The 16,204-nt window shown below is 45.8% G+C and carries 10 protein-coding genes; 5 read left to right on the top strand and 5 right to left on the bottom strand.

Features of this window, described 5'->3' with window-relative positions:
• Positions 1 to 290: 290 nt before the first annotated feature.
• The 3 genes from ACIDITHRIX25_RS74310 (at position 291) to arfB (ending at position 5,471) form a co-directional block, all read left to right on the top strand.
• A complete protein-coding gene (locus tag ACIDITHRIX25_RS74310; protein WP_052605952.1) occupies positions 291 to 1,259 on the top strand; it encodes an aldo/keto reductase in 969 nt (322 codons plus the stop codon).
• A 1,275-nt stretch (positions 1,260 to 2,534) separates the two neighbouring features.
• On the top strand, positions 2,535 to 3,863 hold the full coding sequence (locus ACIDITHRIX25_RS74305; RefSeq protein ID WP_201732767.1) for a hypothetical protein: 1,329 nt from the start codon (positions 2,535 to 2,537) through the stop codon (positions 3,861 to 3,863).
• A 1,212-nt stretch (positions 3,864 to 5,075) separates the two neighbouring features.
• Positions 5,076 to 5,471 carry an alternative ribosome rescue aminoacyl-tRNA hydrolase ArfB gene (gene arfB, locus ACIDITHRIX25_RS74300; protein WP_201732766.1) on the top strand — a complete coding sequence of 132 codons (396 nt, stop codon included), beginning with the start codon at positions 5,076 to 5,078 and terminating at the stop codon, positions 5,469 to 5,471.
• A gap of 1,670 nt (positions 5,472 to 7,141) precedes the next feature.
• Here the strand turns inward: arfB and ACIDITHRIX25_RS74295 are convergent.
• Positions 7,142 to 8,782 carry an APC family permease gene (locus tag ACIDITHRIX25_RS74295; RefSeq protein WP_201732765.1) on the bottom strand — a complete coding sequence of 547 codons (1,641 nt, stop codon included), beginning with the start codon at positions 8,780 to 8,782 and terminating at the stop codon, positions 7,142 to 7,144.
• A 790-nt stretch (positions 8,783 to 9,572) separates the two neighbouring features.
• Here ACIDITHRIX25_RS74295 and ACIDITHRIX25_RS74290 point away from each other — a divergent pair.
• Both ACIDITHRIX25_RS74290 and ACIDITHRIX25_RS74285 read left to right on the top strand, forming a co-directional pair.
• Complete coding sequence (locus ACIDITHRIX25_RS74290) at positions 9,573 to 10,427, top strand: transposase (RefSeq protein WP_201732764.1); 855 nt, start codon at positions 9,573 to 9,575, stop codon at positions 10,425 to 10,427.
• A gap of 281 nt (positions 10,428 to 10,708) precedes the next feature.
• On the top strand, positions 10,709 to 11,014 hold the full coding sequence (locus tag ACIDITHRIX25_RS74285; RefSeq protein ID WP_201732374.1) for a hypothetical protein: 306 nt from the start codon (positions 10,709 to 10,711) through the stop codon (positions 11,012 to 11,014).
• Between the two features lie 2,284 nt (positions 11,015 to 13,298).
• Here ACIDITHRIX25_RS74285 and ACIDITHRIX25_RS74280 read toward each other — a convergent pair.
• The 4 genes from ACIDITHRIX25_RS74280 to ACIDITHRIX25_RS74265 all read right to left on the bottom strand — a co-directional run bounded on the left by ACIDITHRIX25_RS74280 (position 13,299) and on the right by ACIDITHRIX25_RS74265 (position 16,188).
• Positions 13,299 to 13,799 (bottom strand): transposase, encoded by a 501-nt coding sequence (locus ACIDITHRIX25_RS74280; protein ID WP_283770399.1) that lies wholly within the window; start codon positions 13,797 to 13,799, stop codon positions 13,299 to 13,301.
• Between the two features lie 127 nt (positions 13,800 to 13,926).
• Complete coding sequence (locus ACIDITHRIX25_RS74275; protein ID WP_052605479.1) at positions 13,927 to 14,175, bottom strand: helix-turn-helix domain-containing protein; 249 nt, start codon at positions 14,173 to 14,175, stop codon at positions 13,927 to 13,929.
• A 745-nt stretch (positions 14,176 to 14,920) separates the two neighbouring features.
• Positions 14,921 to 15,625, bottom strand: a complete 705-nt coding sequence (locus tag ACIDITHRIX25_RS74270; protein ID WP_201732762.1) for an FAD:protein FMN transferase — start codon at positions 15,623 to 15,625, stop codon at positions 14,921 to 14,923.
• A 20-nt stretch (positions 15,626 to 15,645) separates the two neighbouring features.
• Positions 15,646 to 16,188 carry an FMN-binding protein gene (locus ACIDITHRIX25_RS74265; RefSeq protein WP_201732761.1) on the bottom strand — a complete coding sequence of 181 codons (543 nt, stop codon included), beginning with the start codon at positions 16,186 to 16,188 and terminating at the stop codon, positions 15,646 to 15,648.
• Between the last annotated feature and the right edge of the window lie 16 nt (positions 16,189 to 16,204).

Below are 16,204 nucleotides of genomic sequence, written 5' to 3'. Positions count from 1 at the left end.
TCCATCGAGAATGCGACGGTACATTTTTTAATCGATGGGGACGGATTGGGTTTTTTGATGATGGCTTTTATGTTGTCCGGGCTCAATTTAGATTCGCCATGTAAACCCAACTAGTTGATCTTAATGAGTTGACTTTATTGGCATTTGTGATTGGGTGAGAGTTAGAAGTTGGGATCTGGACACTTGTCACTTATAGACAATAGGTATTGGCAGCATTTGATTTGCCTTTGTACAAGTGGACGACTTTTCGAGGGATTCAACTACGGTATTTTTAGGAGGTCGACAAAGAGATGAAATATGTAAAGCTAGGATCTAGCGGATTAGAAGTATCAAAGATATGTCTAGGTTGTATGAGTTTTGGCGAAGCCAATCGAGGTTCACACACTTGGACTTTGAACGAGGAGAGTTCCCGCACGATCATCAAGGGCGCACTTGAGGCAGGAATTAACTTCTTCGATACCGCAAATGTCTACTCGGATGGAACCAGTGAGGAGATTACGGGTCGAGCCTTGGCGGATTTCGCAAATCGAGATGAGGTCGTTATAGCCACTAAGGTTCACGGTCGGATGAGGCCTGGACCCAATGGAGCGGGCCTTTCACGCAAGGCGATAATGGCCGAGATCGACAATAGTCTTCGTCGTCTAGGAACCGACTATGTCGATCTCTATCAAATTCATCGACTCGACCATAACACTCCGATTGAAGAGACGATGGAGGCGTTGCATGATGTCTGCAAAGCGGGTAAAGCTCGATACATCGGGGCCTCTTCGATGTATGCTTGGGAGTTTTCTAAGATGTTGCATGTCGCAACTCAAAACGGCTGGACAAAGTTTATCTCTATGCAGAACCACTACAACCTCATCTATCGAGAAGAGGAAAGGGAGATGCTTCCGCTTTGTAAAGACGCTGGAATTGGGGTAATTCCATGGAGCCCACTCGCTCGAGGACGTTTGACTAGACCTGTCAATGAGAGCACAGAACGTGCAAATACCGATGAATTCGGAAAGTCGCTCTATAGAGATTATGATAATGAAATTGTAGACCAGGTCGTAGCGATCGCCAATGAAAGAGGCTCTAAGCCAGCTCAAGTGGCTCTGGCATGGATCCTTTCTAAGTCTGTTGTATCTGCGCCAATTCTCGGAGTGACTAAGTTGACTCAACTTATGGATGCTGTTGATGCCATTGGCCTAGAACTCTCCCCGACGGAGATCGAGCGCCTCGAGGCGCCATATAAGCCACACGCGATCGCTGGCCATTGATTCTGCTGGCCATTTCCATTGGCGGCTAAATCTAATACCAAGAACCTTTTTGGGCTTCATGTGCTGTAACTCATGGAGTCCAATTTCGGCACAATGTGGCGAAAAGGATAAGTAGCCTTGAGTCAAATTGATCGGAACTTCTAGAAGATCTATTAGCCGTAACGATTTGGACTAGTTCTGCTTTAGCGTTCAATAGTGGGGCTATCCGAAATGAATTATCTTTTTACTTTCGATGGCGAACTGCTCTATCGATATGGCATCACTAGCTATTAAGGGTGTTGCCATGTCAATTCGGCAACGCCACTGACCGTAAGCGACGAGAACTTTAATAGAAATGCATATCCTAAAGATCAAAAGATGGTGTTGCCAAGGCAGAAAGCCCGAGGTATCAAAGGGGGCTGTTGTCTGTGTGATTTGGACCCATGGTTGAATTGTATCAAATTAGCCAAAATGACGATTCCTAAATTTTGCGACCAGGCAATATGAGATTCGGCCCAAGAACCAACTCAAAGATTATCAAAGACAACGCCTCCACGATTGGTTTGGACGGGTTGTGAAATTGCACGTTTAGGAGTCGAATTTATCCAATCGGCATAGCCGTTGGTAGCGCTCAGCAAAGAGATGTGGTCGAAAGTGAAAGCTGCCACGTGGATTTCTATTGAGTCATTTGATCCACAATGTATGTCTTTATGATTGAATGCTGAGTTGGCCGCTCGCCCAGAGTTATTGGGGCTATCCCAATTGCAGGAGCGAATTGAGGGAGCGGATACAGGGAGGTTCGATACCCCTTCTGCGAGAGCTTCATGGTAAGAGTTGGAGTCGGTGACCTTTGTTCGATGATGATCCTAGATCCATCTTCGGTTCCATAGGCTAAGAGTTGTGGGAGACGTCAAATAGTTCTCTAGCTCAAGTAACCGACACGGATATATCGATTGATGAGAATTTTAAATTGGCCAGTTTTTGGCGGGATTAGGTTGGCAGAAGAAGACCTTTAATTTACGGAACGAGCAAAGGTGCCGACCATCGCGAGGCTCACCGTGCTATTGGGCGAAGAACGAAGAGGATTCCTCTTGAGACCAAACACTGCGACTCCTCTAATTATCTCTATAGAAACGGATGTTGTAGGTAAGGTACTGTAGCTTGACGATTGACGTCCAACTATGCGATTAGCAGTTGGGTTTTGGGGTTTTCTATTAGATTAACCTCATGAAGAGGTATTTTCGACCATCGCAGATCTTTGTTACACCCCACGTGCTCTTCGCGTGCGATTAGGGTGTGTCGGTCGTTGTCGTTATTGATATTACCAAACCAGAGCTTCAATCTCTAGTTTCGGTGCCGATCCCATCAAATGAGTATTGGCTCGCCTCTGCCTATGGAAAAAGCCTTTGGATCTGGTCGTTATCGGCACAAAGGACTCTTTATCATGTGCAACAAGGTGGCCAAGTCGCTTGCATTGAGATAGGTTATTCTGTCCACAGCTTGCTCGCCGATACAGGTGGGTGCTGGGTGCTTTCAGAGATCGACGATACTAGGCTACCTCATGGGCAAGATGAAAATCCAACGACCGAACTGCTCCTCATCGACAAAGAGACTTCGATGGTAAGATCTTTTCTCCTGGCGGGGATACCCCATGGAATTGGGCTGATTGGTGGCCAATGCTGGGTCTCAACACTCCATAAGGATCAAGATTGCCAGGGTACAAAAACAGTCTGGTGGCACCAAGATAGAGAAGAAGGGAACTTCGAACGAGGTCAACCTAATTTAGATTCCCTAGAAAGCGCGACATGGTCCTCGACGCCATGGAGGAGTTTTCGTGATCTACCGCGGCTCTACCGTCGTGATCTAACGGGCGTTACTCCATTGGGATTAGATGCCCATCTCCTCCTACGGCTGAGTCACACCAACGCCAAAGCGGAAGAGATTCGCCGTTTAAATGGTATGGTGATTTGGCCACTCAATGAAGATCAAAGAAACATCATCGCAAGTGTTCCACTAGGCGGAACACTGTTGGATACCCAATCCATAGATGACAGCCTCTATTGCAGCATCGCAAGCGATGATGGCATAAAAATAGTACGCCATGACGGATCGGAACCATCTGTCATGACCATCATTGGCGAGCATGACTTCGATGTTTCAACCTTCCTCCAGCGGCCACAATGGTTTGGTTTGGATCATTCTCCAGAGGAGGAAGTGCTACAACAACTTGCCGAAGTGAAAGCCTTCTTTCAGAGAGGATGGGGTTCGTCTGAACAAATACATCCTCCAGCAGCTGCCATTGAGGAAGTGAAAGTTCTCAAGCAAAGCGGATGGAGTGCGGCGCCACCCAGAAATCCTTCCAAGGATGCTATTGAGGGAGTGAAAGTTCTCGAGATTGAGGCGGTTGACAGTTGGCCAGATACAACCATAGAGATCACCTTCACTTCAACGCAACGTCCAGGTGTGATCTTTGTAAGGAAGTTTCGAGCTTTTAGAGAAAACGGAATGCCCTCGCAATATGATATTCCAATCAGCATGATGGAGGATCTTGAGACCGGTCGACTGCCACTTCCTAACCAGTATCGCTACGACAGTCGCGGACGAGTCCTAACACAGCCGCTCTAGATCTGACTTGTACTATTGGCTTTTAATTTGTAATATTGACTGTAATAGGGGGTAACTATCAATACTGATCTTGTAGATGCCAACGGGTCTTGGGCGTGAATTCCCTGCGCCTAAGATGTGATGGCACAGGGAATTCACCGGAGTCTCTGCGAACAAGGTTGTCATTTTGAGGGATTGAACAGTATCATTAGGGATCTTCGACAATATTCGTGCCAAGATGCTGGCTTGGTCTCGGCCATGAAATTCGGACAAAGAGATTCCAGGGAACAGTCTGCATAAAAAGACCCAGGAAAGCTATTTTAGGAGCGGCTGTCCCTCTTGGTCGATAGGGTCACTTGCAGTGACTTGGCATTTTTGTTCCAAGCATCGGTATGATTATTCGTCGAGTTTTTCTATAAACAAGGTAGCTTATAACCCCATGGTCAATAGTGATTCCCACGTCGTCGCCGGGATGTCGCCATTGTATTGGTTGATTACGGTGGGGTTGTGGAATTGAGTTTTTCAAACCATCTTAGCAGCGTTCATTATTGTTAAATTTACCCCGGAAATAGCGCATGTAGTGTTCGCGCCTTTTCGATTTTCGACCATAGTCTCGACCACAAGATCGTATCTCTGAGATTTGGTCATAGTAATGTAGATACTGGGGGCCAAAGGAGATTTCAAAGTTGAGGATGGTGAATTGAAGATGCGATTCGACAGATTTGGAGCTTATTTGACGCTGACTGGTCAAGTGATTGGCCATAGCAATTAGTCTTCGCGTCACGTTCGGTTTTCGTTTTGGCTAACAGGTACCTTTATAATCTTATGGACCAAGAGTTCTGACAAAGGGGCCAGGAGATCAAAGAGAATTCAATTCGCAATCTAAACTGTCAGATCTGAGCGTAATAAGCATGGTAAGCCAAATGGAACTGTAGCCGTCCCAACTTTGGCACCACTACTGTAAGTAACAGCGAAGAATCGAAGGTCAGGACAAAGCGCCAGTTGTCTAACACCTAGGGTGCTTTGCGTAATAAGTAATTCCTCGTGGTCACTTTGTCTCTAAGGAATGCTTCACTTTATGGGAATATGTCATAGGCTATGTCTCTTTCGAAGAAGTATCCTATTTGTATGTGTGCAATTTGGTAGATGGTGCTTGGAGGGGATTCAGGTTCTATCAAATAGTTTTTTCCGTAATTTAATAGGTTTATTTGTATCACAAAAGGCGTTATAAAAATGGCTTTGTCGCCGAAAATTACAGTACCTACTTCGTCTCTGACGTGGCGTTTTTCTAGAAGCTCAGGTGCCGGTGGTCAGCATGTCAATACTACCGATTCACGCGTCGAACTGATCTGTGATCTTAGCGGAATCTATTGCTCCAGCGTGAACCGCGACTTGATAATGCGACGTTATGGAGACAGCATACGCGTTGTTTCATCAACTCAAAGGTCTCAGGGTCAAAATCGCAAAATTGCACTTGATCGTCTACACGAACTGTTGGAGAATGCCTGCAAAACCCCAAAGATTCGAAAGCCTACTCGTCCGACTCGCGGTGCTAATCAAGCTCGATTAGATGACAAAAGGGCGCTTTCGAACAAGAAGCTTCAAAGGGCGATCAACGTCGATGAATAGATCGACCTTATGTGCTCTAGAGCTCTAGTGGGCCTAGGCAAATCTGCCGGGTTATCTTAAGATTGAATTCGAATTGGTTGGTATCTCATCTGTTCGGTCTCTCGTTAGTTCGCTTCCTAGTGGGATTGAGATTGATGGCAGCTACTGCTTTCTAGAGAGATCTCGAGCCATTTTGCTAAAGGAGAGAAGGTGGGCTAGAGGATTCTCTTCTTTTTGATTTACGGCTTTTGATGAAGCTCCATTCTCCTCTTAGATAGGGCAACGTAGGGGTTTACGATTTCGATATTGATTCTTTTCGATTGGCGTCCTGTAAAGGGGCGAGCAAGTGACTGCAATGGATGGCCGTGACCAAATTGAGGCGTGAATTTGGATTGTGGGCGCTTTTGGTTCGAAAGAATCTCCCCAAAAGGACAAATACACTTTCAAATGCAGCAATAAGGTGATCACGCAAAGAAGTCCTCAATTTTAGTAGGAATTTGAGGGGGGGGAGTTTAACTATAACGATCGAGAGGTTACCTACTTGGGATACTTTGTGGCCTGAACTTAATCAGCGGCCTGGTTGGTGGAGGGCTGTTTCGGATTTGAATTTCAGCGGTACATGGTTGTTGGATTTTAGGTCAAGCTCTCATTGCGGGTTTATATAGTCAATTAGCCCGAGAATATTCCTTCGTAGCAAGTGGGAGATTCACTTTTTGATTTTGACAAGGGTTTTGGCGGGTGGCAAGTATCTTTTCGGTTCCAGGTAATCTTGCTTTCCCATTGCGTAAATTTCAAGTTATCTAAGTGATATCGGTGCTTATTGGGCGCCGTTGTCGACTTGAGTCACGGTTGAGCTTTACTGGGTATTTTTTACAAGCTTAGGGTTGTGGTGTAGATGGCTGTTAGATCCTGGCCACTAGAGCCTCGTCGATCTATGGGCATAGCCCCACCTCTTTTTTTTGAAAGCCCCTCCAATCTCAAGGTCCGTCGCTCTTTGATTTTGTATTTCGCTGCTTTTGAGATGTTTTCTAGCTTGGGACAACTTGGGTAATTCGCTTCAAGCTCTGGTTCGGTGGTTTCTTTTTGTCTATTAAATGTGATGAACGCGGTCGTAATAGAGTGGCCCAGGACTTTTACCCTTTGTCCGGGCAACTGTTACCATTATTGATCTTCTATCAATCCTGCATTTTTTCAGTGGGCCCACAATGAAACTTTGAGGTAGATAGAAAGTTGTAATTGAGGTATGGGGAGTTTTGAATGAAGGGCAACTCTTTGATCAAGAATAAATTTCGGCTAAGGTGCCATCATTAGTATGGATTTCATTTTATTGTTGTGACGTTTGTCATAGTTTTACTTGTATGGATTGTGGCCTCCTGTGATTCGACAACAGGTGTAGGAGGACCATATTTTATGAGATATGGGTCTTTGATTGGCCTATCATTAGATTGTTGCTTGAGCGTGATCATGTATTTGAAATAGGCGACTTCGGTTATTTTCACTGGTCGTTCGTCCATAGATGTATCCATGAAGTCGCACGGGGAGCCGCACCTATGGCTGATAGTGGCGGGCAGATTGGGTAATAACAAAATGAGCCCCACCTTTGCAGGTAGGGCTCATTCTCTAGATTTTCTTATCTTCGAGATCACCTTTATGAAAAATTGGGTGATCTAGTGGCGAACTAGCGCTAGTTACTAGACGCCCGACGCAAGTTGATCGTCGGTGATCTGCTTGAGTGCCGCAATACCATCTTCGGTCTTTCGACCAGAAGCAACACCCCAATAGTAGAAGGCAAGTGCCAAAGCAGCCACTATAACCAAGTCGAGTGGGTAGTGGATTAGGCCCTTACCATGGTTGTATTGAGCGCCGAAGGTTGCTGAGCCGAAGTAGGTCATGGCAAGTATGGCGAGCAGGTATACAATTAGCCAGATAGCGCTCTTGAAGGACGCAGAGTCAACCTTATTGAGAGTTGAATTCTTGCCTGAGGCCGCAGCTGCATAGACCGCGGCGCCAGCGAGAACCGCTACAATGAGCTTCCAGTCAATTGCCCAACCGGTCCAGTAAATGACCATTGTGCCGATTACGAAGGCCAACGGAGCGACGATATTTAGCCCACCTAACCTAAATGGACGATTGGCTTCAGGATGGGTCTTTCGCAAGACGGTAATGCTGATTGGTCCGATCATGTAGGTTAAGACTGTAGCGGAGGAGATGACGCCAACCAAGCTACTCCAGGTTGGGAAGGGAGCAAGTGCTGCAATTCCAAAGATGAGAGTAACTAGTAGACCGACTGCTGGAACTGCAGTGCGTTCATTCAGCTTACGGAAGGGAGCAGGAAGGTACTTGTTGTTTCCAAGCGCGTAGAGGACGCGTGCAGTGGATGCCAAGTATACGTTTCCAGTTCCGGCAGGTGAAAGAACAGCATCTGCATAGAGCAGAGTTGCCAACCAACCAAGTCCTAGTGCGCTTGCAACCTGAGCAAATGGGCCAGTGAAGTTCAACGCTGCCCAACCCTTGGCTAAAGCCGAAGGTGCAATGCCAGCTATAAAGACGACCTGAAGTAGGGTGTAAAGGACTATGGCAATTCCAACGGCCATGAGAATAGCACGGGGTACGTCGCGCTGTGGGTTCTTTGCTTCACCAGCAAGATCCACGGCCTGCCGGAAGCCAAGGAAGGAATAGACGATTCCAGAGAGGCCGACGGCCTTTAGGATACCGGCAACTCCAAATGGTGCAAATCCGCCTGGCACCTTAGCAGCAGGAGCCATTTTTATGGTGTAGTTGCCCCAGTGGCCAGCAGCGAAGAGGAAGATCAAGATCGTAGCCGATGGCATGATAAATTTGATCATCGTCACAATCGTGTTGGTCTTCGCAAACGCTTTTACACCAAAGGCGTTAATTGCGTAAAAGAGCACCATAAGGATTGCTTCGGCGATGAAGCTATTTGTCTTGCTATTGGCGAAAATGCTGATGTAGTGCTGTGAGTACTGAATAACAGCTTCGGCTTCAATTGCTGGCACCGTAGTGTAAGCAATGAAGGCGGCCCACCCCATCATGAATCCGGTTAGGGATCCGTGCGTGAAGTGAGGGTATCTTGCGATACCGCCCGATTGAGGTAGCATCCCGGAGAGCTCGGCATAAACCAATGCGATCAAGGCGACCGCAACACCTCCAATGAGCCACGCTATTACTGCAGCCGGACCAGCGTCATTGGCTGCATAGAGCACTCCAAAAAGCCAACCAGACCCAATGATGGCTCCAAGACCGGCCATAGTCAAGTCGAGTCGGGACATGTCCTTTTTCAGCTTGATTGGCGATGGAACTTTAATGCTCATAATGTATCACCCCTTTGAAAGGAATCGTTTGAATGTAACTTGTTAGAAAATATCACGCAAATTAGGGTCGGAAGGCCCGAATTGGGTATTTTTCACCCGAATGTTACAAATGTGACGAAAGTTGCCGAAAGATTATTCCGCGTGCTGTCACCCTAAGTGCTCTTCGGGAAACTATCCTCAGGGCTCTTTGGCCGATTCTGCTCGATCCAATTCGGTACAAATTGCCTCTTGAGCAGGTATTATCTTAGTTTTCACTTGGGGCGGCGATCTCAAAGATCGACGAACATTTATGCGAACATTGTATAAATGTTGATGCTTGTGTTTATGGCTAGTTTTTTTCATCTTAACATTGTGAAAATGTCATTACATTTGCAACTGTTTTATTAATGTTTCGCCAATGTGAGTCGCAGTGATCTATTTTACCGGTCCTCTTGGAATAAAACTGAGATTTTTTTGGTAGTCCTTTTTCACAAGGCGTGCAAGGACTGAAACTGGGATGACTTTTTCTGAAGTCAAAATCACGGAGATGCAGAGACCGAATATCCAGCCAATCGATTAGTTTGAAGTATCATCTAGGTTTCGATCGCATCTCCTACTTGGAGTGTTAAAGGAATGTGGTCACAGGGAGTAAGGCCTTGTGCTGTCTTTATGACCAGGATTTATGCATTACCCTGGATCCACCGAAAATTTAGCCGCTCAACTTTGATTTTGGCATAGAAAAGGTTTTCTGAACTGGTAGAATGATGTTTGAAGACAATTCAAATCTATCAGTTCAAGGAGCACCTTTTAGATGCGAGCATCTGCTAGTGCTTTAGAGTGTTTGATAGTCACCTTTGACGATTCGAACGCAGTTTCCAACAGTGGATTAATACTCCCTATCACCCTTGCTGAGAGACTTGGCCTTAGGGATCTCTTTGATTTACACATTGACCTAGAGGATCGTCCTGGACGAGCAAATGTTGGCAGAAAAGCTATGGCTATCGTCGCATCTATCTTGGCCGGTGGTGATTGCATTGATGACACTGCAATCCTTGAAAGCCCAAATGCACAAGTGATTCTTGGTCAGATAATGCCAGCACCATCTAGGTTTGGTGTCTTCTTGCGTAGTTTTGAGACCAGTGACATCGCAGATGTTGAACGAGTTGCAGCTTTGTTGCTAAAACGAGCCTGGCTAGCTGGAGCAGGTCCAGGTGATGAGTCACTCACCATTGATGTTGATTCCACAATATGTCAGGTATATGGAAACAAAAAAGAAGGAGCTTACTTTGGTTATACCAAAGTAAGGGGGTATCACCCACACCTAGCAGCTGTTGGTAAAACAGGTGACATTCTTGGAATAGTGACACGTGAAGGCAACGCCAATACCGCTCGTGGTGCCGGGGAGTTTGTAACCCAGGTAATCAACAATGCCAGAGCCGCTGGAGCAACTGGTGAAATAACCATGCGTTTTGACTCTGGGTTCTACTCAAGAGCCGTAAGAGACACAGCCAGCCAAGGCAATGTTCGCATTTGCATTACAACACGGATGTCAAAACGATTGAAGCAGGTTATTGCAGCCATACCAGAAGAAACATGGACTTCAATTCCTTATTGGCTTGAAGGTGGAGCTGATGTAGCAGAAGTGAAATACCGTCAAATACAGTAAATATCGCGCATTTGCAAGAGATAGACAAGACGTTCGTCTTATCGTAGGAAGAACAAAGCCTACTCCAGGGTCTCAGCTGGCACTATTTAGAGACTATGACTATCACGCATTTATTACCGATCGACAAGGCGAAACGCTTTTCCTTGAGGCTGATCACCGAGCACATGCCCAGATCGAACTAGTCATCAAGGATCTCAAAGGAGGTTCTAGATGGAATCATGTTCCATCCAGATACATGAACGCTAATGCCGTTTGGTTGGCTCTGGTCTAATTAGCCATTGGTGCAACTGCACACAACCTGGCACGGTGCAACTGCACACAACCTGGCGCGGTGCAACTGCACAACCTGGCGCGGTGCAACTGCACAACCTGGCGCGGTGCAACTGCACAACCTGGCGCGAATAGGTGCTATTACAGAAACTGTAATAACCACACCAAAGCTTCGACGGTGTTACTTTCAGATCGCAGGACATATCACTCGTTCAGCTAGAAAAGTAATACTGCATCTTGAAGAACACTGGCACTATAAGGATAAGTTCTTAGAGGCTCTTGATCGGATCAGAAAGTTTGAGATCGCCATCACCTGAACATCTGGTTACCTAACACACTGAATATTACTTGAAGGAATTGCTCTAGAAGACAAGGGATTAGGTCACTATACCCAAAATGAGATTTCAGAATCTCAAAAATGACCAAACAGGCTCAACCACAAAGGGAATAGGTCATATTTGGCACTCTGAAACCAGATTTAATCTATAGACCCTCCGTCAAACCTAAATCAGTTCCAAAAAACCGACTTGAAGTCACACCGAGGGGCTCAAGCTGGTCCAATTCTGTGGATTCAGGATTACTTGACTTTATTTATGAAAAGATCTCTACTTGTAGCCGAGATAGAAGTGGCTCCGGATCGATCTAATTGAGAGAGCAGTACAGTAGTTTTCATCGGAGTGCGTGGATTTGGGCAATCGGCGCGAATTTCTAGTTTTTGGGAGAATGGATGAATGTTCAAATAAGAAAGCTGAGAAATGGTTCGTTCTTGATAAGACTTAATTGAGAGACAGGCTGTCTTGATAAATCGCTGGTGGTTTTTGAATCCATGAAATATTAAATGCATAATTTAGTCAGTTGAGCTTTTTAAAAAGTCGGTTTATCTGATGAATTATTTAGACTGCAAATTTAAACCTATAATTATCGATCATTTAGTTGATATACTTTAAAAAAGATTATTGATTAAGATTTAATTTTGTCCATGGGGGTTATTGTCGAATAGCGGCAGTTTTTAAATTGCATGTTATAGCGTGAAAGTCCCGATATTACATGATAAATATCTTCAGTCGTCGTGCCTTGAGTCGTTGTTCAATGAATATTGGTTATGTGGCTTCCGTTGGAAGCTCCAGCAAGTAACTTGAAGCCCTTTGGTGTGTATCGCAGTCTGGAATACGCGAACCGTTCATGACTGCAGCGGTATCAAATATTGCAGTGGCTTCAGGTATTTAAGTACGCTAGTTTGTTGCGACTACGAGCCCTTTTGTGCGTCCTAATAGTTGGGCCGAAGTTTAGCGTTCGGTTAGATAAATTAGAGTTTCAATTATTTTTTCGGTGATCTGATAGTGCGCTGGTATTCCCGTAAGGTTCTACTCTTGGTATCTTTTTTGTATCTTTGGAGTTTTTAATCATAAATTCAATGACAGGAGATATTGGGTTTCTTAGAGTGGGCCACCTGATCAAGTTCATCGAGGCCAATTCAATCCGGTGTTTCCAGGATAGCTAGTCGGGTAGGCACGACTCATTGCTGGGTCGTGCCCCCTTAAGATCCTAGCGGGCAACTTTCATCCCACTAGGCTCAAGCCTTATGAAGGACCCTTTCGGGACCCGGTCATACAGTTACCAATTTGCCATGGAGGTATAGCCTTTACGACGTAGGCTTGTGACCTTCTGACGTTACTACTAAAGTTCCGACCGATCGATCTTATCCCAATGTGTTTCGTCAGTAGGACCACACTGTGGCGTGAGCCATGTTCATTTGCCTTCCTAGCCTATGAGGTTCTATGAATCACGTAACTAAGACTGTCTCGTAACTAAGACCGTCTCGTAACTAAGACCGTCTCGTAACTAAGACCATTTCACACCTTGGCACCACGGGGAAGTCTGCTTGGCTCCGCACCAGGTAATGTCTCACCAGGTAATATCTCAAGGTATATCCGTCTCATTGCAAGTGCGCGTTTCGCTTTGCCTCCAATTGAATATTCCACCGAAATAACATACGCTGGGATTAGGGCCTGCCTTTTCACAGGAGGAAATTGTTGTCAGCGCGCATCTATAAGACAATGCTGCGACCGTTCCAGATAGCTTTTGATCCAAGCCCATCAGCAACTTTGGCTTGTTTGCAATAACGATCTTTAACCAGCAGTTCACATATGTTGCTCATACCCAGCTAGGCCTACCTCCATGCTCCCTGGTCCCTTATTGCCTGGTTCCTTATTGTCTGGCCCCTTAGGGCCTTGTTGCTGGCAGTGTCGGCTTCACCTCACGGATTTGGCCTATGAGATTTCCCGCGGGTACTTTTCCGACAGCTCTACACCAGAGAATTACTCCTCTGGCATGTGTCGGTTGGCTTTGCCAGCTGAATGGCAAGTTCCTCCTTTTCGAAGCGTTAAATTCGGCGATCTCATGTCGCACGGAGACAATTGCATAAGTAGATCTTTAGCTGTTTTGGATTTAAAGGGCTCTCCTAACATAGATGTGGATCAAGCAACCCTTTCGTAGGGGAGCTTGAGATCAATCGGACCGCATGAAAGCATCACCAAGCCAAGTGTTGATTTTGCAGAGTGAAGACCATAGCATCTAGCAATGGCGGATCTAATATATTGTTTAGACCCTCAAGCCTTCCATTAGAGACACCCTTTTCAAGCTAGGGGGCTCAATAGCAGCCATAATTCCAGCTTTATGGATTCGAATTGTCTTTGACAATCTGACAAAGCTAGGTATCTGTGATCGTGAAGCACGAGCACACCAGGAATCCAAGAACTCAGCTACTTCGTCATTGGATAATCCACTACCGAATATCCCTCTTAGGGATTCTTTCATCTCTAAGGGCTTTAGAAGTATTGCAGCGGTTGACTTTATTTGACGTAGAGTCTCATTTTGGCGTTGAGTCAAATCACCAGGATTCTTTAGTAATGCCCATCTTGCACTCACAAACCTACGGGCGTAATCTGGAGTAGGAAGTTTTCTCAGCTGGCGCCATAGGTCGCATCTTACCTCCTCCAGGGCCTCAGTGCCCAATTTAACGACATGAAAAGGATCGAGTGCGATTTGAGTATCTGGTGTGCGATCAGCGAAAGCTTTAGCAAAAGCTGGTCCCATGTCCATTGTTGCTACTTGTGTGAGAGCTTGGAACGTTGCGAACCAAGCTCACATAAGAACCCATCTAGACTCTTAGCGCTTTTTCCTTCTGCTCCATAGACGATCTTTCCAGTTTCATGATCTGTTACGGGCTCTAAATAACTTGGGTTATGTACTTATGGTGTTTACGATAGGCAATCTCATCTACCCCTATTATTGAGAGCTTCTCTAGTCGCTTTGGATCGATCTCTTTGGCTACTACTCTCTCACAGATCGTACCAACTGTTTTCTGAGCAATCCGGGTGAGCTTCGTAACTGTTGTTTTATCCATCTTTGCGGTTGAGCCGGCAACTAGATGTTCAAAGTCTCTCGTGAAGCGAGATTTGCGATACCGGTCACCCAAATGGCACTGACTCAGTGATTACTCCATGATTGGGGCATTTCGGTCTCCGTAGGGCACAAGAGATCCAAGTACGACGTATTCCCATGTCAAGATGTCTCCAGCGAGAGTTGATAAGTTCTGATGTCGTAGCGGTATTTTGTTTTGAATTTACGGCTTATTCAACAACACTTTGGACATGCGAGCTTGGATCGTGCAAGTTTGACATCTACAACAATTTCATCTTTTGAGATAAAAATATCGTTGACAATGACACCTTTAACGTCAAGCAACTGCTTGACTAGAGAGTTAGCGTGCACGGTTAGATCTCCTAAATCTGTGTGTTAGTAACTTCAAATTTAGAGGTCACAAACCGTGCAGGTTTCATTCAATGCTTTTAAAGACCCAAAAGTTCTTATCGTACAGGCGTTACTTATCAGTTATGGGGTCTTGGTGACCCACATGAGGGTTAGGAGAGCCATTTAAAGCTCCGCACTTAATGCTAGATAAGGCCCCCCCAACTGCATTCGAAGTCAAAAGATACCACCCGAAAGAGTTGATCTATGAATTGTGCAATTGTCTCCTAGGCTTTCATTTTGACCGACAATCGGTATGGATGCTGCCACATATGGGCAGGAGTTATATAGCTTGGATTTCGATAACGTAAGATTATTTAGGTTAGGTAACTAAAGCTACCGGGCAAGGGCTGTTGATCGAAAATGGTAGAGGTGACTAATAACGGTCGCTAACCGGGAAACGATAACAGGTTTTAGCCTTTTGAAAACGCAAAATTTGGAGTGGCCAGCATTGATCCATCACTTTTCACGATCATAGCTTCGGTACCTCTCATCTTTGAAACCATGCCAAGGACCTCAGTGCCTCCAGCAATAAGCGCAGTGGCTATCGCATCAAGACGAGTTAGGTCTGTTCCGAGTACGGTTGCGGCAACCGTAGTGATAGGCAATCCTTTGACGCTAGTAATATGATCTCCGCGTTCATAGCTTCCTGAGGTGGCAACTGCCTCGGTGACATCGACGACCCCAAGGAGCTCCCCTGGTTTAAAGGGATCCTGGACCCCAATAGTGTAGATTCGACCGGGAACAACACATATGTCGCCACCCGCATTTACAAGGCCACCCTGAATTCCCGCTTCAATCAAAATTGATAAGGCACGTTTGGCCGACCATCCTTTTACAAGACCTGTTGGGTCGAAGCTTGTCCCCAATGCCCATGGGTCAAAGTGGCCAGCTGTTATGGTCTTTGCTCTTTCACATTCCTGCATTACTTCAATGAAAAGGGGAGAAGGGTGTTCGATTTCTCCCCAGTTGAAGAGTGTGAGCTCACTGTCTTGCTTCCATAGGCTGAATTGGTTGTCTAGCCGATCGATCTCAGCACACGCGAAAGAGATAGCTGCTTCGATCTGTGATTTTGACTTTTCCTCATCGACGATTAGAAACGTAAAGACGGTACCCATTGCATGGTGAACGTTAGAGATCATTTGAAATGGAGTTTAGTCAACGCGCTCTGTATTGAATAGGCGTACGCTTCACTTGTATAGGTAGCACCAGTGATACCCATGATTCGCGTACTTTGTGCTTTGAGGACCTCGGATTTTAGGATGGGAACTACTTGCTGTTCTATCTGCAAGGAATAGGACTCAGCTGTCTGTAGAGAGCTGACGGTTACGTCGGTGATTTTATTATTCGTGATCGTAACTTTGACCGCCATCTGTCCATAACCATAGTTTTCCAATTTGCCAACCATAGTGGCATTTGCTATAGATGATGATGGTGCTGCAGTTGTCGTGGGAGCGGCTTTTACGACGGTGGTAGTAGTCGCTCCTGAACTAGCAGTGGCTGCTGTGGTTGTAGTCGCTCCTGAACTAGCAGTGGCTGCTGTGGTTGTAGTCGCAGATTGGGCTGGAGCGCTAGATTTTACCAATGCAGAGCTTTGAGTTGAGGGTGCTGGCCCGTGAATTGCGATAACTCCAACAAAGCCAACTGAGGCTGCGCCTAATAGTTTTAGGGATGGTTTCACGTGATTCTATTCCTGA

It is taken from the genome of Acidithrix sp. C25 (genome assembly GCF_904848545.2).
This window is presented reverse-complemented; position numbering and strand designations above follow the sequence as displayed.